Genomic DNA, 20635 nt, shown 5'->3' with positions numbered 1-20635 from the left:
CGACAATTTTGCCGACCGCAAATCGGCGTTACCAATAAACCAGGATAGATCCATGAGTAGCAGGGACGATTACCGACTGTTAATTGATAAGCTCGATCAATTCATTCGCAAATACTACATCAATCAGATGATCCGTGGTGCCTTGTACACGACTGCCGTTGTACTGGTGTTTTTCCTGATCATCGCTTATCTGGAATATTCCTTTTACTTTGATACCGGCATCCGCCGGCTGATGTTCTTTTCTTTTTTGGGTATCAGTTTACTCGCTCTAGGCGGGTGGGTGCTGTTGCCGATACTGCGGTATTTCCGTTTGGGAAAAACCATTTCGCACGAGCAGGCGGCCAGCATCATCGGCAATCACTTTACCAACGTTAAGGACAAACTGCTGAACATCCTTCAGCTGCGGCACCAGGCGGCTTCCACCAGTCAGAAGGACCTGATCGAAGCCAGTATCAACCAGAAATCAGCGGAGATCCAGCCGGTACCTTTCAAATCGGCCATCAACCTGTCCCAGAACCGCAAATACCTGCGCTACGCATTACCTCCACTTCTGATCCTGATCGTGCTTCTGTTTGCGGCTCCCAGTATGATCAAAGACAGTACCAACCGCCTGCTGCATAGCGGCCAGAAATTTGAGCGGCCGGCTCCCTTCCGTTTCACGCTGGAGCAGGAAGATCTTTCCGTGGTACAGTTTTCTGATTTTCCGATCGCAGTGAAAATCGAAGGCGATCAATTGCCCGATGAAGTTTTCATCGATGTGGATAACTATCAGTACCGACTGACCAAGGAAGCGCCCAACCGTTTCACCTATCAGTTCAATAATGTGCAGAAAGATGTCGATTTCAAACTGTTTTCCAGCGGTGTGGAATCGGATGATTATACTTTGGAAGTCCTGAAAAAGCCTAATATCCTGGGCTTTGAGCTGAAACTGGACTATCCGGCTTACACCCAGCGCAAAAATGAAGAGCTCAAAAGTATCGGCGATATAACGGTGCCGGTAGGTACCAATATTGACTGGGTATTCAATGCCGAGAATACCGATGATATCCAGTTACGCTTTTCCAGTGAAAACAGCCAGATCGTTCCGACCAATCGCTTCAGTGACGATCTCTTTACCTATAAGAAACGGGCTATGCAGAATGAGACCTACAAATTGTACGTCTCTAACTCGTCGCTGCCCAATGCCGACTCTATCGGTTATACGATCTCCATCGTGCCGGACCTCTATCCGACCATCCGTGCTGAACAATTCATTGACAGCACAAACAACAAACTTAAGTTCTTCGTGGGGGACGCCGCGGATGATTACGGTCTGACCAGTCTGACCTTCAATTACCGGATTACCCCTTTCGAAGGTAAGGAAGGCGAACTCAAAAAGGTCCCGATGTCTATTCCGCAAAGCAATGATGTCCGCTTTGACTACTCGTTTGATATGACCGAACTGGGTCTGAAACCGGGGGATGAGGTGAGTTATTACTTTGAGGTATACGACAACGACGGCGTTAACGGCAGTAAAGCCGCCCGGACCAATGTGATGCAACACGCCGTACCGACGGTGGATGAGTACGAGGCGATGGCCGAGAAAAACGACCAGAAGATCAAGGATGAACTGAAGAAGGCACTGGACGAGTCCAAAAAACTGCAGAAGGATGTGAAGGATATGCGGGAGAAACTGCTGCAGGAAAAAGAAATGGACTGGCAAAGCCGCAAGGAGCTGGAAAAACTGATGGAACGCCAGAAAAATCTGGAGAAGCAGATGGAAGAAGCCAAAGAGGCTTTTGAAGAAAATCAGAAAAACCAGCAGGAATACGAGGAGACCGACGAGCGCATCATGGAGAAGCAGGAAAAACTCCAGGAATTGTTCGAAGAAGTGATGAGCGAGGAAATGAAAGAGCTCATGGAGCAGATCGAAGAGATGCTGCAGGAAATGGAAAAGGACAATGCGCTGGAAATGATGGAGGATTTCGAAATGAACGACGAAGAGCTGGAAAAAGAGCTGGATCGTTTGTACGAAATGTTCAAGCAACTCGAGGTGGAGCAGGAAATGCAGGACATGATCGAAAAACTCGAGGAACTGGCCGAGCAGCAGGAAGAGCTGAGCGAGCAAACGGAAAACGAGGAGCTTTCTCAGGAAGAACTCCAGCAGAAGCAGGAAGAACTCCAGGAGGAGATGCAGAAGATGGAAGAAAAAATGGAGGGTGTCCAGGAGAAAAATGAAGAGCTGGAGAATCCTAAAGAAATAGACGATCAGAAGGAGCAGATGAACGATATCCAGCAGGATATGCAGCAAAGTCAGGAGCAAATGCAGGAGCAGCAAAACCAAAAAGCTTCCGAGTCTCAGAAAAGCGCTGCCGAAAAGATGCGCGAGATGGCGATGAGCATGCAGATGCAAATGCAATCGCAGGAAATGGAACAAATGCAGGAAGATATGCAGGCGTTGCGCCAGTTGCTGGAAAACCTGGTGGGCCTTTCCTTTGACCAGGAAGATCTGATCGACGAGTTCGAAGAAGTAAATATCAATACGCCGCGCTATGTGGATCTGGTCCAGCAGCAGTTCAAACTGCAGGATGATTTCCGGCTGATCGAAGATAGCCTGCAGGCACTGAGCAAGCGAGTGTATCAGATCGAGACCTTCGTTACGGAAAAAGTGACGGAGATCAAGGATAATATGAAGAATTCGCTGGAAGATCTCGAAGAACGCCGTAAGCCACAGGCCGGCGACCACCAGCAACGCGCCATGACCAACGTCAACGATCTCGCCCTGATGCTGAGTGAGACCATGAACCAGATGCAGCAGCAAATGTCCAGCATGATGCAGGGCCAGCAGATGTGTACCAATCCGGGAGGGCAGGGCAAAGACGGCCAGCAACCCCAGGACAAAATGAGTAAAGGCCAGCAGGGCATCAACGAACAGATGCAGCGCATGCGGGATAAACTCCAGAAGGGAGAAGGCGGCAGTAGCAAGGAATTTGCCCAGATGGCCGCCCGACAGGCCGCACTGCGAAAAGCACTGCGGGAAAAACAGAATGAACTGCAGAAACAGGGCAAAGGCAACAAAGAGCTGGAAGAACTGATCCAGCAAATGGATAAAACGGAAACCGAGCTGGTCAATAAAAAACTGACCAATGAGACCATGAAACGCCAGGAAGATATCATGACCCGCCTGCTGGAACACGAAAATGCAGAACGCCAGCGCGAATTCGACAAAAAGCGCCAGGCCGAAACGGGAAGTGATAAAGAGCGTAAGGTTCCGCCCTCACTGGAAGAATACCTAAAAAAGCGTCAGGCGGAGATCGAAATGTACAAAGCGGTTTCGCCTTCGCTCAAACCGTACTACAAATATTTGGTCGAAGAGTACCTAAAATCACTAAAGTCTGAATAACTTTGCAGCAGGATGGTCCCAACATATACGGGGATCATCCTGTTTCAATTTTAGAACATATCCATAAAGCCCATTTTTTAGATATACTCAACTCTTTCCCTAAACCCGGCCACGCTCCGAAAATATAATCCCGTTCAGTGACGTGGCAAGATTTTTGCGTCCTATTAATGGCAAGTATCGAGGAACGTCTTTTTAAATGATTTATTGACATTTATTCTTTTTTAATAAAGAAATCCTTGATCTTTTTTGGTTTAATTACAAACGACCCTTGACTTTTAGTTAAAAAAATCATAATTTTCTTGGGTTCAATGAATAAGAGCACCAAATCAGTTATGCTAAGATTACCTTCTAATCCTCGCAACGTCTGTCAGGTTGAAAATTTCGTACAGAGAATTGTGGAGAAATATAGAATTAGTCCGGATGTTTACGGCAATATTCTAATCAGCCTTACAGAAGCGGTTAACAATGCGATTATCCACGGCAATCGCAAAGACGAATCGAAGACCGTGCAAATCCAGATGAGCAAGGATAAGGGCCATTTAGCCATACGGGTTTCTGACGAAGGCCGTGGGTTTGATTACCGCAGCATTCCTGATCCTACTGCTCCCGAAAATCTCGCCAAATGCGGTGGTCGCGGCGTCTTTTTGATGCAACAACTCTCCGATCGTATCCATTTTCACGATAACGGCCGCACCGTCGAAATGCAATTCAGGCTTCAATAAGCTTTTATGACCGAAGAAGGTTTTCCTTTCATTCTACCGCCAGAGGACGAAGAGCCATCGGCGGAAGGCATCACTTTTCAGGTAGAATCCACAAATTTTGAGCTTGCAGATCCCGAATCAACTATTGATTGGATAGCTTCAGTTATCCAGCGGGAAAACTGCCGTCTGCTGGTACTCAACTACGTTTTTTGTAGTGACGACTATTTGCATCGCATCAATCTTGAATATCTCGACCACGATACCCTCACCGATATCATTACCTTTCCTTACGCAGATCCGCCCGTGATCCACGGGGATATATTCATCAGCATCGACCGGATCCGGGATAATGCCGACAGTTTGCAAACCGAATTTACCGATGAGCTGCACCGCGTTATGATCCACGGCGTCCTACATCTTTGCGGTTACGGAGACAAAAGCCCGGCGGAAAAAAAGCTCATGACCCAAAAAGAGGACGAAGCCCTGTCTTTAATCCGGTAAACTAAGCACTTAGAGGTCGTACAACCCCTAAATTTTAGCGGACCTATCCAGCTATTTAGCAAGTAAAATTAGATACTTTTGCAGCTTGATTTCAGAAGTCATTTGAATTCAATCTAGCATGAAAGTACTGAAGTTTGGCGGATCATCCGTTGCCACACCCGAACGCATAAGAGCCATTGCTGATATCCTGAAACGATACCACGCAAAAGGGGAAAAATTCACCGTCGTTTTTTCTGCCTTTGGGGGCGTGACCGATTCTCTCATCGAGATGGGAAAATTAGCCGCTAAGGGCGACGAAAATTACCGGGATAAATTTGCGGAGTTCAGCCGCCGTCACTTTGACGCGGCCGAAGAGCTCTTCGATCAGGAGCACCTCGACATTGTCAATCCCGGATTGGAAAAGAACCACCAGGTTCTGAAGAATCTGCTGCACGGTATTTTTCTGGTGCGGGAAGCATCCAGCCGAACGATGGATTACGTGCTGAGCTTCGGCGAGCGCAATTCGGCTTTCATTATCGCCAATTTCCTGCAACAGGAAGGTATACCGGCGGGATATCTGGATGCACGGAAGGTCATTAAGACCGATAAGACCTTCGGCGCCGCCCGGGTAGATATGGACCTTACCGAAAAAGCCATTCAGGAACATTATCAGGATAATCCGGATATTCAGGTGGTCACCGGCTTTATTGCTGCGGACCGGGGTGGGCTTACCACTACCCTCGGTCGGGGCGGTTCGGACTATACGGCATCGCTGATCGCTTCCGGGCTGAACGCAGAGGCCATTGAGATCTGGACGGACGTAGACGGCGTGCTCACCGCCGATCCGCGAAAAGTAAACAAGGCATTTACCATTCCCAATATGACTTACGCGGAAGCCATGGAAATGTCGCACTTCGGCGCAAAGGTCATTTATCCGCCTACCTTGATGCCGGCCTTGAAGAAGAATATTCCACTTACGATTAAGAATACGTTTAATCCCGATTACGCCGGCACGCTGATCTCGGATGTTCCCGATCCCGGTGGCCACGCCGTGAAGGGGATCTCCTCGATCAACGAGGTAGCGCTGCTTACTCTTTCCGGTAGCGGACTTTTCGGCGTACCGGGTATTGCCGGTCGTTTATTCTCTTCCCTGGCTCAGGGCGGCATCAACGTCATCCTGATCACTCAGGGTTCATCGGAGCACGCTATTAGCTTTGCCATCCAGCCCAAGCACGCGCTGAAAGCGAAAAAGCGGGTGGAATCTGCCTTCGAATACGAGATGCGAATGGGTGTGGTGAATCCGGTACGGGTGGAAGAAGACCTGTCCGTGATCGCCATCATCGGTGAAAACATGCGTTACCGGCCGGGGATCTCCGGTCGCTTATTCCAGGCCTTAGGTAAAAACGGTATCAACGCCATTGCCATCGCCCAGGGATCTTCCGAGCTGAACGTTTCCGTGGTGATCAATCGTAATAACGAGTCGAAGGCCCTCAATGCACTGCACGAAACCTTCTTCCTCTCCGATACGAAAGAATTGCACATTTTCATGGTAGGTGTCGGTCTGATCGGTAGTACACTGATCAAGCAGATCATGGATCAGGCGGACTTCCTGCGGGAAACCCGCTCGCTGGAGATCCGGATCGTGGGGATGATCAATACCAAAAAGATGGTCTTCGACGAAAGTGGTATCGACCTTAAAAACTGGAAAAGTGCACTGACCGAATCCGAGACGAAAGGAGACATGAAGGGCTTCATCGCGAAAATGAAAGAACTCAACCTCACCAACTCCATTTTTGTGGATAACACGGCGGATGAGTCTATTGCGACCTACTACGAAGAGATCCTCGACTCCAGTATATCTATTTCCACGCCGAACAAGATCGCTACTTCCTCTGCTTACCTGCAGTACCAGCGGCTAAAAACGATTGCCCAGAAAAGAGGCGTACAGTTTCTGTATGAGACCAATGTAGGAGCCGGTCTGCCGGTGATCTCTACGCTGAACGATCTGATCATCAGCGGAGACCAGATCACGAAGATAGAAGGAGTGCTATCGGGTTCTCTATCCTTTATTTTTAATTCGTACCGCGCGGGGACTTCCTTTAGCTCGATCGTAAAAGAAGCGCAGCAGCGCGGCTATACCGAACCGGATCCACGGGTAGACCTCAACGGTCTGGACGTACGTCGGAAGCTCATTATCCTGGCGCGAGAATCCGGCTATCCGATAGAAGCCAAGGAGGTGAGGATCGAAAATATTCTGCCTCCCGCCTGCCAGCAGGCGCCAACGGTAGAAGCGTTTTTTGCCGAACTGGAGAAAGCGGACGACTACTTCGATGAGATGCGAGCGCAAGCCGAAGCCGAAGGTAAGGTCCTGCGTATGATCGCAAAACTGGATAACGGTCACGCCAGCATCGGTTTGGAGGCTGTAGATTCCAGTCATCCATTTTACGGATTGAGCGGAAGCGATAATATGATCGTATTTACCACGGAGCGATATAAAGAACGGCCGTTGGTCGTTCGGGGTCCGGGAGCAGGCGCAGAAGTGACCGCTGCCGGCGTTTTTGCCGAAATCATTAAGATCGGTAATCTTTTGTATTAAATCATCTGTAAACTCCATTACACTACACCTAAATAATTGAAAATCAGATTGTTGCGCAATTAAAATCACGCAATCAACTGATAATCAAATACTTACAAAATGAATAATTCTGTTCGAGTTTTTGCCCCCGCATCAGTTGCCAACGTTGCGGTGGGCTTTGATATATTGGGCTTTGCCTTGGATAGTCCCGGAGATGAAATTACGGTAAGTTTCTCCGATCGGGAAAGTGGTGGGCTCAAAATTACCGCCATACACGGGGCCGATAACAAACTCCCACTCGTTGTCGAGAAAAATACGGCCGGCTTTGCAGCGCAACAATTACTCAGACATTTGGGCAAAGAAGATCTCGCCATTGATATGGAGATCCATAAGAAGATGCCGTTCGGGAGTGGGCTGGGCTCCAGTGCAGCCAGTGCGGCGGCTGGAGTGATGGCAGTCAATGCACTCCTCGACCATCCTTTGAGCAAAGAAGAAATTTTGCACTTTGCCGTTCTGGGTGAACAAATTGCTGACGGTGCCTACCACGCCGACAACGTCGCCCCTTCCCTACTCGGTGGCATGATCCTGATCCGCAACAACGAAGACCTGGACGTGCACCAGCTTCCCATTCCGGACGATCTCTACGCTGCGGTTGTCCATCCGGAGGTGGAAGTACTGACCAAAGATGCACGTGATGTTCTGTCCGATAAGATCTGTCTGAAGCAAAGTATTGAGCAGGGAGGTAACCTGGCCGCTTTCATCTTAGGTTTGATGAAAGCTGATTACGACCTGTTGTCCAGGTCGCTTAAAGACGTCATTATTGAACCGCAACGCGCAAAATTGATCCCGCAATTCTACGAAGTTAAAAATGCCGCCATCAGCGCGAGTGCGTTGGGCTGTAGTATATCCGGTGCCGGGCCATCAATTTTTGCACTCTGCAAAGGATTAGAGACGGCCCAAAAAGTTGGCGCTGCCATGGAAAAAGCTTTTACGCAAGCCCAGATTGAAAATCAATTGTACATATCTAAGATCAATCAGCACGGAGCTGTAGTGATCGAATAATCCCCAAAAGACTAAAAGTACCTGTCATGCAATTATACAGTACCAAAAATAAAAGCAAAACAGTATCCCTGCCCGAGGCAGTATTCAAGGGTTTACCGGAGGATAATGGTTTATATATGCCGACCAGTATCCCTCGCCTACCACAAACCTTCATTGATAATCTGGAGGAATATAGCTTTCAGGAAATAGGATTTACCGTTTGTAAGCACCTGATCGGTGATTCGATACCGGAAAAAGACCTGGAAAAGATCATCGAAAATGCCATTAGTTTTCCCGCACCGGTGGTCAAACTGGATGATCAAAAATATATACTGGAACTTTTTCACGGACCATCATTGGCTTTTAAAGATTTTGGTGCCCGGTTTATGGCACAATTGATGAGCTATTTCAACCAGGAGTCGGACAAAGAATTGATCATTCTGGTGGCTACTTCCGGGGATACGGGCGGAGCAGTTGCTGCCGGCTTTCTAAATACACCAGGAATACAGGTAGTGATCCTTTATCCAAGTGGAAAAGTAAGCCCTCTACAGGAGAAGCAATTGACTACTTTAGGAGGTAATATTACCGCTCTGGAAGTTGATGGTACCTTCGATGATTGCCAGGCCTTAGTAAAAAAGGCCTTTCTGGATAGTGAACTGAGGAGCCAGTTGCGGCTTAGCTCAGCTAATTCTATCAATATTTCCCGGCTTATTCCTCAATCCTTTTACTATTTCGAGGCTTATAAGCAGGTCAAAAAAGCGGGAAAGCCCACCGTCTTTTGCGTACCAAGTGGCAATTTCGGCAACCTGACAGCTGGTCTTATTGCGGCAAAAATGGGCCTTCCGGTACATCATTTCATTGCTGCCACCAACCAAAATGACATTGTACCGAGCTACTTAAAGGGAGGTCACTACCATCCTAAGCCTTCGGTACGAACCTTATCTAACGCTATGGACGTAGGAAATCCATCCAATTTTGCCCGTATGGTGGACCTTTATTCGACCATTGAAGCTATTGAATCTTCACCGGAGACGGCCTGGCCCAGTATGAAAGAGGCCATAAGTGGCTACGCTTTTGATGATCAGGCCACCCGTAAAGCCATGAATGAAGTGGCTGAAACCTATAATTACACCATCGATCCACATGGCGCTGTGGGCTATTTGGCCCTAAAAGATTACCAAAAGGAGCATCCGGATACACTAGGAATTATCCTAGAAACCGCTCATCCGGCTAAATTTAAGGAAGATGTAGAGGATATTTTGGGGCACGAAATACCCGTTCCGGAGCGTTTAGCAGTCTTATCCGACCGTAAAAAAGTAGCCAAAAAGCAGAGGATTGAGTATCCCGAGTTCAGGGAATGGCTTATGGATAGCTATTAAAATAGGTTCAAAAACTGTTGATTGTTCCACGTGGAACATTGGATTGAGCAATACCAGAATAAAAATGGGCGATGTTCCACGTGGAACATCGCCCATTTTTTTGGTGATTACCTTCTGTTGTGCTGCCATCACATAGTGGCAAACAGCCGAAAGGAGATTGAAATCCCCCTAAATAAGCGTCCAGATATAGCATTCCATTACCCGGATTTTGACACTGAGAACTGGCCAGATATCTTTCAAAACAGATCGCTACGCTGTAGCTCTTTTTATTTCCTGCCCGTTGGGCTGGAAATAGATCGGTGCGCTGCACCTTGCTGTTCATATACTTACCTTGATTTAACAACTATATAAAGCTTCGCTATGGATGACTGGGTTTTACTATTGCTGGAGCAGATCAAGGCGAGTAATACAAATTGAATGCTGACCTCAATCTAAGAACAGGTTTTGCCCCTTAAAGTGCTTTACCTAGGATAGAGCATTCGACCGGTATAGAGCTCATCGTGACTTAATGAGAACCATCTAAATCGAATATGATCTACAGTTCTGCTAAATGCTAAGAGTACCGCCTGGTAAACTATCTAATTTATATTTCTAGTGAAATACCATAAATACCATAGGCTTACTGGAAGTGCTGACGGAAATTTTGTAGATATATCGTTGAGATAAATTCGATGCACATACATAGTTGTTATTAGTGGTGCTTTAAGAAATAAGCGAAAAGAACATGCTTGAGATCGAGAACCTCGACTTTTTAAAAAAGAAGTTATCATAGTTCTAGATAGTTCTAGTAGGGGAGAGGCTCTTAAATTCCGAGACTCATAAGTATGATCTTTTGAAAAGATGATGGATTTAATTTAGGCAGTAATTCCCGACGAGAAGATAAATTCGATTTGCCTGATGTGTTAGTCAATTTTTGGAAAAGAAACCAGACAGCTATTCCACCTAAAATCCTGTCATGACACTGCACTAAAACGCTTTCAATAAGATGGACTTGTATTGACTACGCCCAATATTCAAACGTACATGGGGCGAAAGAACTTTAGATTTTCCACACGGCTTGTTCACGTCAGTCCAGCTGAACCCACCACTAATGTACACCAGATCAAAAAGAATCACTATCAACTTATCATACGTTTCATTATCATTCTACATCGTACAACAATTGTGATATGCAGTTTTTTTAGAGACAGAATTTTAATGATTAGAATAATTCATTCTTCAAATACACTACCGGACTCCACCTAATTTAAAGTCTTAGGTAGAATCCAGAAGGCGAGAATCTATAATCCAGGAAAGCACATTATTCCAAAAATAGGATTTGCACTATATAAGTATCAATGGATGGCAATACTAGTCTGCAAATAGTTGCTGAGGCCTATCACAAAAAGATCAATAAATTCAAATAGTCTGACTAAACAGATAAATAGAAAACTGCGCTACCACCCATAAATAGCTCAGTATAGGTTTTAGAGGCACTTAAACCTTCACGCCTTCGTTTTGTTTTCAAACTAATTATTCGCGATCAGAAGCCTTGTGCTAGAGAATAATTACCTTAATTTTGCAGAGCTAAAGCATAGAAGGAAATTCCTTCAAAAATTAAACCTTCGAAAAAACGGTCAACTGGAAGTTGGCAGCTATCAATATGGATTACACAAATTCACGTCTGGTAATTGAAACGACTAAGATTGAACCCGGCTCCGTGAGCTGGCGTAGCCCTTCCAATATCGCCCTGATTAAGTACTGGGGGAAACACGGTCGGCAGTTGCCCCAAAACCCCTCCTTCAGTTTTACCCTGGATCAGGCCTTCTCCGAAACGACTCTGGAGTATACTACCAAAACCGGAGCCGACCAGGGGATAGCACTCGAATTTCTATTCGAAGGAAAAGAGAACGATGCCTTTCGGGAAAAGGTAAAAAAGTACCTGGAGAGCATCACCGATATATTTCCCTTCCTGCGTCAGTTCAATCTGAAGATCCGTTCTTCCAATTCCTTTCCCCATTCGGCGGGTATCGCTTCTTCCGCGTCGGGAATGAGTGCACTGGCGCTCTGCCTGTGTAGTCTTGAATACGAACTGTTCGGCACGCTGGAAGACGATCTGGCCTTTCGAAAGAAAGCATCCTATGTAGCCCGCTTAGGTTCGGGAAGTGCCTGTAGATCGATCTACGCCAAAGCGGCCATCTGGGGAGATAATCCGGAAGTTGAGGCTGCATCCGATCTCTACGCGATACCTTACTGGGAAGAGATCGATCCCGTATTCCATTCCTTTCACGATGATATCCTCATCGTCAATAAAAGTGAAAAGAAAGTATCCAGTCGGGCCGGCCACGGTTTGATGGAGGGCAATGTCTACGCCGAAGACCGGTACCGGCAGGCACGACAAAGATTCCGTCAGCTGATCGGTGCGTTGAAAAAAGGAGATCTGGAAACCTTCGGAAGGATCACGGAAGGAGAGGCCCTGACCCTCCACGCCATGATGATGGCCTCACCAACTCCTTACCTCTTACTGCACCCCAATACGATCAATATCATTCAACGCCTGCAGGACTACCGGGCTACCAGTGGACAACCGATCTATTTCACCCTGGATGCCGGACCAAATCCCCACATCCTTTATCCGGATTCCATCGCCAGAGAAGCCCAGCAATTTATTCGGGGAGAGCTCAGTGAGTTTTGTGTAGACTGGATAGAGGATCAGGTAGGCGAGGGGCCGCTGCAATTGGAGGAAAATTAGAGCTGGAAATATTTTTACGGTCCCTGTAACTTTTCTCATTAATCCCGTCCAATAGATAATTGCCTATGATAAAATACATTCTTTCCGTAGTGATCTCATTTCTGACGATGGCCTTTGCCTGCGGACAGCCGGCTCCGGCAGATCGTCCTCATTTGGAGAATCCGAACTTTGATAAGAAGGTCGAAAACCTCCTTCGATTTTCGGTGCCCTTAATTGGAGTGAAAGAATTGAAAAATATTCAGTCTGAAGTTCATATCTTTGACACCAGAAAAGAAGAGGAATATGAAGTAAGTCATATTCCGGGTGCGACTTATTTAGGATTTGATTCGTTCGATGCCAAAAAGCTGGCGGACATTCCCAAGACGGATACGGTTGTCCTGTACTGCTCCGTAGGATACCGCAGTGAAAAGATCGGCGAGCGGCTCCAAAAGATGGGTTACACCAATGTCTTCAATTTGTACGGTAGTCTTTTCGAATGGGCCAATCAGGAATATCCCTTAGTGGATAAAAATGGAAAGCCTACGAAGAAGATACATACCTACAATAAAAATTGGAGTCAGTGGGTAGATGACGGAAAGGCTGAGAAAGAATGGTAGTATAGATGAGGTATCAATCAGTTCCCTAATATTTTATATTGGGGCTTCCCTTCTTTATGCTATCGGTAAACGGGCCAAATAGAAAGTAAGGTAAAACCAGACCGGCCCCAAAACCCAAAATCTCTCCTCAAACTCAATATCCAGGAATTTTTTAAGTTCGAGAATTAAAACCATTATCATATGGATCTGTACGCTAAATTTAAAGACGACCGGGGCCCACTCGGTAAATATTCGGATGTAGCACACGGCTATTATGCCTTCCCCAAGCTGACCGGTGAGATCGGTCCGCGCATGACCTTCATGGGGAAAGAAAGAGTAATCTGGAGTATTAATGATTACCTGGGATTGGCCAATCATCCGGAGGTTCGCGAAGTTGATGCCCAGGCGGCTAAAGACTGGGGTCTGGCGTATCCGATGGGAGCTCGTATCATGTCCGGTGAATCCGACTACCACGAGCAACTGGAAAGTGAACTGGCTGATTTCATTCAGAAAGAATCCGTTCTGCTGCTGAACTTTGGTTTCCAGGGTATCATGTCTATCATCGATGCACTGCTGTCCCGCCGGGATGCAGTTGTTTACGATAAAGAAAACCACGCCTGTATCTACGACGGTATCCGTATGCACCTCGGATCTCGTTTTGCGTTTGAACACAACGATATCGACAGCTTTAAAAAGCAAATGGAAAAGGCAAGCGCGAAGGTTGCCGAAACCGGAGGCGGTATCCTGGTAGTTACCGAAGGCGTATTCGGTATGCGCGGTGAGCAGGGGATCCTGAAAGAGATCGTTGAACTGAAGAAACAATACGAGTTCCGCCTGTTGGTAGACGATGCTCACGGATTCGGTACCATGGGTGAGACCGGTGCCGGCGCCGGCGAAGAGCAAGGCGTTCAGGATGAGATCGATCTTTACTTCGGTACTTTCGCAAAATCTATGGCGAGCATTGGAGCGTTTGTTGGTGGCGACAAAGATATCATCAACTACCTGCGCTACAATACCCGTTCTCAGCTTTTCGCAAAGACACTGCCGATGCCGCTGGTAATCGGAGCACTGAAGCGCCTGGAAATGGTACGGACCATGCCGGAGCTTCGTGAGAAACTGTGGGAGAATGTACACGCCCTGCAGAACGGTCTGCGCGAGAATAATTTCGATATCGGCCAGACTACAGCCTGTGTAACGCCGGTATGGCTGCACGGTACCGTAGGGGAGGCCGGAGCGCTGGTACAGGACATGAGGGAAACGTATGACGTTTTCTGCTCAGTGGTACTCTACCCGATGATCCCGAAAGGAACGATCATCCTTCGTTTGATCCCAACCGCTGCTCACTCTTTGGAGGACGTGAAATACACGATCAATGCCTTCAGTGAAGTTCGGCAGAAACTGGAAGATAAAGTTTATTTAGAAAAGGGTGCAGAGATCACGACTGACTAGTCTTTTCTCAACCTGATAAGTCATCAAAGAGCCGCTCCTGGTTTAGGAGCGGCTCTTTTTTTATGAAATCCACAAATGTGGAAAACATGTTAGTACATCCACTTATTCACAAGCTTATCCACATCGTTTTACACCTTTCCGGGTCGCATTTGATAGCGTACAAATAACACTATGGTCAGGAGTAATAATGCGCCGGCCTGATGCATAACTCCCAGACCCACAGGTACATTACCCACACAGTTGATCAGGGTAAAAATACCGAGTAGCACCTGAATTATCAACATACTTACCAACAGATATATACTCGTTCTGAAAAGTTTGGTTTCACGGACCTGAAAAGCTCGGTAAGAAAACCATAAAACAATGATTGTCAGCAAGTAAGCTGTATTTCTATGCAAGAATTGAATGAGTGCCGCCATAAAGGGTCCCGAATCGTAATGCACAAAGTTATCCACATTCCATTCGGCACTGTTTAACAGTACTGCCGGTAGATAGGAACCGTTCATATCCGGCCAGGACGGATAGAATAACCCGGCCTTCATTCCGGACATAATTCCTCCCAATATGATCTGCACGGAGAGAATAACAATAATTAGCCCACTTACACTTTTCAACAGCTTATTGTGGATAACTCTTTTTTCGGGAAAAACAACCAGATAAGTAGTCCACAATAAATAACTGAACAGGATGAGTGCCAGCGATAAATGGATCGTCAGCTTGTAGGCATTCACCCAGGGCCGGTCTACCAGTCCGCTGGCAACCATGATCCAGCCGAAGGACGCCACCACGGCTGCCAGCAGCACCGTCACGCCCAATCGGCGCATCAGGGGCTTATCGATCCATCCTTTGGCCCAAAAGAACAGAAACGGGAAAAGGAACACAAAACCCATACTTCGCGCCCAGAGGCGATGAAAATACTCCCAGAAGTAAATAAACTTAAAATCGGACAGACTCATCCCTTCGTTGATCTTCTGGTATTGCGGGGTCTGTTGGTACAGTTCAAACTCTTCCTGCCACTGGGCGTGGTTGAGCGGTGGAACCGTTCCGGTAACGATCTCCCATTTGGTAATGGACAGTCCGGATCCAGTCAGGCGGGTAACCCCGCCGATCACTACCTGGAAAAAGATCATAACTAATCCAATGATCAACCAAACTTTAACGGCCTTTTTGTATTTAAAAGAAGTGTGCGCCATGAGTAGTTCCTATTGCATTGGAGAAGGACCAAAGGTTTTGAATGTAACAGATTATTTTGTTTCCGGCCCCGCAAACAAAATAGATTGTTTCGAAGGCGAAAACGGGATTTCAAAACTTCTGATCTCCCTTAATAGATTATAATTAAAAATTTTTAAAAAAACCTTATCATCATCAGTGCTGTGGATTTGTAGATAAAATTCCGTGTAAATTTTAGGTTAACTCAGTATTAAGATATCTGTAAGGGATTTCCACAATTTATGCACTCCTGAAATGCTTGTTTCCCAGCTTGATGCAAACTTATTCACAGCCTGTGGAATTTCTTTACACAGGAAAACTTTTTTCCTCAACACCCTTAAAATTTTACTTTTTGGTGTCAATAACTACTGTGGATATCCACGAAATCGAGTTCCGGAGATCGATGCGTTCACAATTTTCCGGATGAATCTTGGTAAGTGTTTAAAAGTACCGCCTTAATTCACAAGTTATTCCCAAATTGATGTGGAAAACGGATGGAGGTAAAAGCCTCATTTTTATAACTTTACAGAAAATACCGTTTTACCCCTGTGGAAAAACTATTGGGCCCGTTCCAAAAGAATTTGTTTCTTAGAAATGGCTGGCTTTGTTTTGAGTTTATTCGGGAAAATGGTTAGTATAGCGTTAGTTAGCTGTTAATTGGCTGAGCCTTAACCGGAACGAACTCCGGACTGCCATCAAACAGTTCGTTAAAACTGAAAAAACATGTGTGGCCGATATTCCTTTGTAGCATCGAAAGAGAAAATACAGCAACAGTTGGGGCCGGAAATGGAGACCGGCGCCAATCTACGGATCAACTTCAATGTGGCACCCACCCAGCACAGCTATGTGATCACCGATGAAAAGCCGAATGCACTGCAGTATATCACCTGGGGACTGATCCCGTATTGGTCGAGGGACAGCAAAATTGCCGGTAAACTGATCAATGCGCGCAGTGAGGGTATCGAATCCAAACCTTCTTTTCGCGTGCCCATCCGAAAAAAGCGGTGTCTGATTTTAGCCGATAGTTTCTACGAGTGGAAAAAGATCGGCACCAAAAAACAGCCCTACCGCATCATGCTTAAGAACGGAGATCTGTTATTGATGGCCGGTATCTGGGATGTCTGGTATGACGACCAGTACGCCGTAAAAAGTTTCTCCATTATTACTACGGCGCCCAACAAGGATGTGGATAGCGTGCACGATCGGATGCCCGTAATCCTGCACAAAAGAGAGGACCAGGAAAAATGGTTACAGGAACAACCGCTGGAAGATGTCATTTCCATGCTGAAAACACCGGAAGACGGTATACTGGAAATGTACCGGGTTTCGGATAAGGTCAATTCGGTGAAAAACAATTCGCCGGACCTGCACCAGCGGATCCCGGAGTCCCCTACCTTATTTTAGCACCAACCGGCCGGATCCTTCCGGATTCTATTTTTTGATTTGATCTGACTCTGACCGCGGGTCGGAGCCTAATAAGTGTATATGAGAATTGTAATACAACGAGTGAGTGAAGCATCAGTGACCGTAGAAGGAAAGATAACCGGTGCTATTGAGAAAGGATTATTGATCTTTTTGGGGATCGAGGACGAAGACGATCAGGAGGATGTTGACTGGCTGTGCCGCAAGATCGCAAAACTCCGCATTTTTAACGACGAAGACGGAATGATGAATCTGTCGGTACAGGATGTAGGCGGCGGCCTGCTGGTGGTAAGTCAGTTTACGCTGCACGCCAGTACCAAGAAAGGTAACCGGCCCTCCTTTATCCGGGCTTCCAAACCCGAGGTGGCCATCCCGATGTACGAAAAATTTGTCAAAATACTGGAAATCCGCTCCGGCATCTCGGTCGCTACCGGTGAATTCGGTGCGGATATGAAAGTTCAGCTGCTCAATGACGGTCCGGTAACCATTACCATGGATTCCAAAGCCAGGGAATGATCTTCACAAGCAGTTTCTCCGAAGAGGATTAGGGACTATTGCCAGGTAAAAAATGGGTGAAACAAGGTAAACGGCCTACCGGCTGCAATGGTTAGTACCAGATCCAGGAACATAAGATCGTGGAAATAGGCAGATAGGATCTGGGGATAAATTTTTTCACGCCTAATGTACTCCAAGGCCAGCCGAATCAACGTCTTATAGCCGATAGATATTTATCTTACATCGCCGGGTTTCCTGAAATGGTAAAATCGGGACTCGCAACTATTACCAATTTGCACGATATGAAACTGCCTACCTTATCCTGTTTTTTCAGTTTACTGCTGTTATTTTTTGCTGCCTGTTCATCGGAGGTCGACGTGACGCAACCGTCACTGGCGGACGAAGATGGTGAAGAGGAGCAGAAAGAGATCGTTTATAATATTCCCGAAGGGTTCGAACTGGAGATCCTGTTTAGTCCGCAGGAAAGTAACCAGGGATCCTGGGTATCGCTGGCCGAAGGCGAGAACGGTACCTTTTATAGTAGTGACCAAAACGGAGATCTGTATCAATTCAAGATACCACCGGTCGGATCGGTACTGGATTCTACCCAGGTGGACAGCATTGATCTGGATATCGGGCACGCACAGGGTTTGCTCTGGGCTTTCAACAGTTTGTACGTCAGTGTGAACGATCGCTGGGAAGATAGCGACGGCGAACAACTTACCGAAAACGGCAGTGGAGTATACCGCTTGCAGGATACCGATGGGGACGGCGAACTGGATAAGATCACCCCTCTGATCCGGCTCGAAGGGGACGGCGAGCACGGTCCTCACAGTCTGGTACTGGCTCCGGACGGCGAAAGTATCTACCTCATTGCCGGTAACCATACGGATATTCCCGAAAATGTGGCTAAGAACAGCCGGCTTCCCAACAATTGGGATGAGGATAACCTGTTCCCTCCATTTCTGGATGCCCGGGGGCACGCCAATCATGTAAAGGCTCCCGGCGGCTGGATCGCCCGTTTTGATCCGGACGGAAAATCCTGGGAACTGATCGCCGCGGGATTCCGCAATCCCTTTGATATGGCCTTTAACGAAGCTGGAGAATTATTCGCTTTTGATTCGGATATGGAATGGGATATCGGTATGCCCTGGTACCGGCCCATCCGCGTTTGTCATGTAACCAGCGGCGCTGAATTCGGCTGGCGGACCGGCTCCGGAAAATGGCCGGATTACTATCCGGATAACTTACCCGCTGTGGTCAATCTCGGGCAGGGCTCCCCAACCGCTGTGCTGATGGGAAAACAACTGGATTTTCCCGCTCGTTACCGCAATGGCCTGTTTGTTTTTGACTGGAGTTTCGGCACTGCCTATTTTGTAGATCTGCAGGAAGACGGCAGTACCTATTCCGGCCAGGTGGAAGAATTTTTCTCCGGCACTCCTCTGCCGCTGACGGACGCAATTGCCGGCTCCGACGGCGCACTGTACTTTGCCACGGGCGGCCGCAAACTGGAATCCCATCTGTATCGGCTGCGGCATACCGGCCCCAGGGACGGAGAGGCCAAACTGATTGCTTCCGAAGGAACATCCGAGGCCCGCGAATTGCGCCGGCAACTGGAGCAGTACCACGGTAAAGCATCAGCTTCGGCTATTCCCACTATCTGGGAACAATTGAATAATGCCGATCGCTTTATCCGCTACGCTGCCCGTATTGCTCTGGAGCACCAGCCCTTCGCTTCCTGGAAAAGTAAATTAAGTGCCGAAAAAGATACGGATCGGATCATCCAGTCCAGCATTGCTGCGGCGCGCAAGGACGAAACTTCCGCAAAACCACTGATCACTCAAAAACTGCTCGGCCTGGACTGGGCCGGATTGTCCGAACGTCAGCAAAAAGATTATTTGCGGGCAATTGAATTATTGGCCATCCGCCTGGGATTGCCGAAGAGCGCCGAGCAGGCTGAATTTATCAATAAGCTCAGTTCGAAGCTTCCTTCCGGAGACTATCAGTTGGATCGCGAACTTACTCAGATACTGATCGCTTTTGGCGATGCGAGTGCGACGGACAAAGGCCTGGCCCTGCTGGAAAAACATACGTCCGAAAAAAGTTCGACCCACCCCCAGATGCTCAGTGCTGAGGTGAGTAACCGTAGTGAACAATACGGTAAGACCATTATGGCGGTATTGGAAAATATGCCGCCGACGGAGGCTATATTTTACGGTACCCTGTTGAGCCACGCAGAAAAAGGCTGGTCAGAGCCGGCCTGGGAAAGATATTTCAACTGGTTTTACGATGGTATGAACGCTAAAGGTGGAATGAGCTTCAAACCCTTTTTGGAGAACATCCGCAGAACGGCCATGAAGCAGGTACCGGATTCCCTGCAGGCCTATTACGAGGAACTTTCCGGTATCTACCAACCCGGTGCCGATCTGATGAACCTCCCGCAACCCGAAGGGCCGGGAGCAGAATATAACTCCAGTGATATCAGCCGAATATTGCGGGATGGCCTGGAGGATGAAGACAATGAATATAAAGGGAAGATCGAAACCGGCCGTAATATCTATTCCGCCGCTCTTTGCGGTACCTGTCACCGCATGCTGGGTGAAGGAGGATCCTCGGGGCCCGATCTCACTCAATTACACACACGTTTCAAACGCAATGAGATCATCACCGCTATTTTCAGTCCGAACGATGAAATATCCGATCAGTACGCTAACACTTTGCTGCATCTGAAAGATGGTAAAAGGACGGCCGGTAAGATCGTATCCGAAACGGACGACAAGATCATCCTGCTGCCTAATCCGTTCGATCCGACTTTTAGAACGGAGATCAATAAAGCAGATGTAGCCAGCCGGGAATTATCCCCGGTATCTCCTATGCCGCCCAATTTGTTGAATCGTCTGAACAAGGAAGAGATCATCGACCTGTTCGCATTCATTCTTGCCGGAGGTGACGAGGAACATTATTACTACGGTGGAACCAAGGGATTGGAGGAAAAAGAAAAGGATTAAACTTCGATCTTGCAACCGATAAAATCAACTGGTGGTAATCCACTAAATTCTATCCATCCGAATGGTCCGGTACCATTCGGATGGATCTGCATAACCGGCATTAGGTTCCTATCTCTTCAACTTCAGCTCTGATTTCTTTTTCTAAAAGAATACCTTTACGTTGCATTGGCCTCCACCTCACCGGAGCG

At 47.3% G+C, this 20635-nt stretch carries 14 protein-coding genes; 12 read left to right on the top strand and 2 right to left on the bottom strand.

Features of this window, described 5'->3' with window-relative positions:
• Positions 1-52 precede the first annotated feature (52 nt).
• The 6 genes from CRP01_RS25900 to thrC all read left to right on the top strand — a co-directional run bounded on the left by CRP01_RS25900 (position 53) and on the right by thrC (position 9558).
• Positions 53-3382 carry a DUF4175 family protein gene (locus CRP01_RS25900; protein WP_099153017.1) on the top strand — a complete coding sequence of 1110 codons (3330 nt, stop codon included), beginning with the start codon at positions 53-55 and terminating at the stop codon, positions 3380-3382.
• Positions 3383-3714: 332 nt separating this feature from the next.
• Positions 3715-4104, top strand: a complete 390-nt coding sequence (locus CRP01_RS25895) for an ATP-binding protein (protein WP_099153041.1) — start codon at positions 3715-3717, stop codon at positions 4102-4104.
• 6 nt (positions 4105-4110) lie between these two features.
• Positions 4111-4584: an rRNA maturation RNase YbeY gene (ybeY, locus tag CRP01_RS25890; protein ID WP_099153016.1), complete on the top strand. Its 474-nt coding sequence runs from the start codon at positions 4111-4113 to the stop codon at positions 4582-4584.
• A 118-nt stretch (positions 4585-4702) separates the two neighbouring features.
• Positions 4703-7159, top strand: a complete 2457-nt coding sequence (gene thrA, locus CRP01_RS25885) for a bifunctional aspartate kinase/homoserine dehydrogenase I (RefSeq protein ID WP_099153015.1) — start codon at positions 4703-4705, stop codon at positions 7157-7159.
• A gap of 99 nt (positions 7160-7258) precedes the next feature.
• On the top strand, positions 7259-8200 hold the full coding sequence (locus CRP01_RS25880; protein ID WP_099153014.1) for a homoserine kinase: 942 nt from the start codon (positions 7259-7261) through the stop codon (positions 8198-8200).
• A gap of 26 nt (positions 8201-8226) precedes the next feature.
• Positions 8227-9558 (top strand): threonine synthase, encoded by a 1332-nt coding sequence (gene thrC / locus CRP01_RS25875; RefSeq protein ID WP_099153013.1) that lies wholly within the window; start codon positions 8227-8229, stop codon positions 9556-9558.
• 7 nt (positions 9559-9565) lie between these two features.
• On the opposite strand, the gene CRP01_RS41940 is transcribed toward thrC, so the two are convergent.
• The gene (locus CRP01_RS41940; protein ID WP_143473536.1) at positions 9566-9880 is read right to left on the bottom strand and encodes a hypothetical protein; all 315 of its coding nucleotides are present in this window, start codon (positions 9878-9880) and stop codon (positions 9566-9568) included.
• 1305 nt (positions 9881-11185) lie between these two features.
• Between CRP01_RS41940 and CRP01_RS25870 the strand changes: the two genes are divergently transcribed.
• The 3 genes from CRP01_RS25870 (at position 11186) to CRP01_RS25860 (ending at position 14313) form a co-directional block, all read left to right on the top strand.
• On the top strand, positions 11186-12289 hold the full coding sequence (locus CRP01_RS25870) for a diphosphomevalonate/mevalonate 3,5-bisphosphate decarboxylase family protein (protein WP_233752762.1): 1104 nt from the start codon (positions 11186-11188) through the stop codon (positions 12287-12289).
• A 65-nt stretch (positions 12290-12354) separates the two neighbouring features.
• Positions 12355-12885 (top strand): rhodanese-like domain-containing protein, encoded by a 531-nt coding sequence (locus CRP01_RS25865; protein ID WP_099153012.1) that lies wholly within the window; start codon positions 12355-12357, stop codon positions 12883-12885.
• Between the two features lie 180 nt (positions 12886-13065).
• Positions 13066-14313: an aminotransferase class I/II-fold pyridoxal phosphate-dependent enzyme gene (locus CRP01_RS25860; RefSeq protein WP_099153011.1), complete on the top strand. Its 1248-nt coding sequence runs from the start codon at positions 13066-13068 to the stop codon at positions 14311-14313.
• A 128-nt stretch (positions 14314-14441) separates the two neighbouring features.
• Here the strand turns inward: CRP01_RS25860 and CRP01_RS25855 are convergent, their stop codons facing one another.
• Complete coding sequence (locus tag CRP01_RS25855; protein ID WP_099153010.1) at positions 14442-15506, bottom strand: COX15/CtaA family protein; 1065 nt, start codon at positions 15504-15506, stop codon at positions 14442-14444.
• Positions 15507-16245: 739 nt separating this feature from the next.
• Here CRP01_RS25855 and CRP01_RS25850 point away from each other — a divergent pair.
• The 3 genes from CRP01_RS25850 to CRP01_RS25840 all read left to right on the top strand — a co-directional run bounded on the left by CRP01_RS25850 (position 16246) and on the right by CRP01_RS25840 (position 20447).
• Entirely contained in the window at positions 16246-16926 is a 681-nt protein-coding gene (locus CRP01_RS25850; RefSeq protein WP_099153009.1) for an SOS response-associated peptidase, read from the top strand.
• 81 nt (positions 16927-17007) lie between these two features.
• Positions 17008-17460, top strand: a complete 453-nt coding sequence (gene dtd, locus CRP01_RS25845; protein WP_099153008.1) for a D-aminoacyl-tRNA deacylase — start codon at positions 17008-17010, stop codon at positions 17458-17460.
• Positions 17461-17741: 281 nt separating this feature from the next.
• Positions 17742-20447, top strand: a complete 2706-nt coding sequence (locus CRP01_RS25840; RefSeq protein ID WP_170110541.1) for a c-type cytochrome — start codon at positions 17742-17744, stop codon at positions 20445-20447.
• Positions 20448-20635: the final 188 nt, after the last annotated feature.

Origin of the sequence: Flavilitoribacter nigricans DSM 23189 = NBRC 102662, assembly GCF_002646595.1 — a bacterium.
Classification (GTDB): Bacteria; Bacteroidota; Bacteroidia; order Chitinophagales; family Saprospiraceae; genus Flavilitoribacter; species Flavilitoribacter nigricans.
The sequence above is the reverse complement of the archived record's forward strand: the minus strand, read 5'-3'. Positions and strand labels throughout refer to the sequence as shown.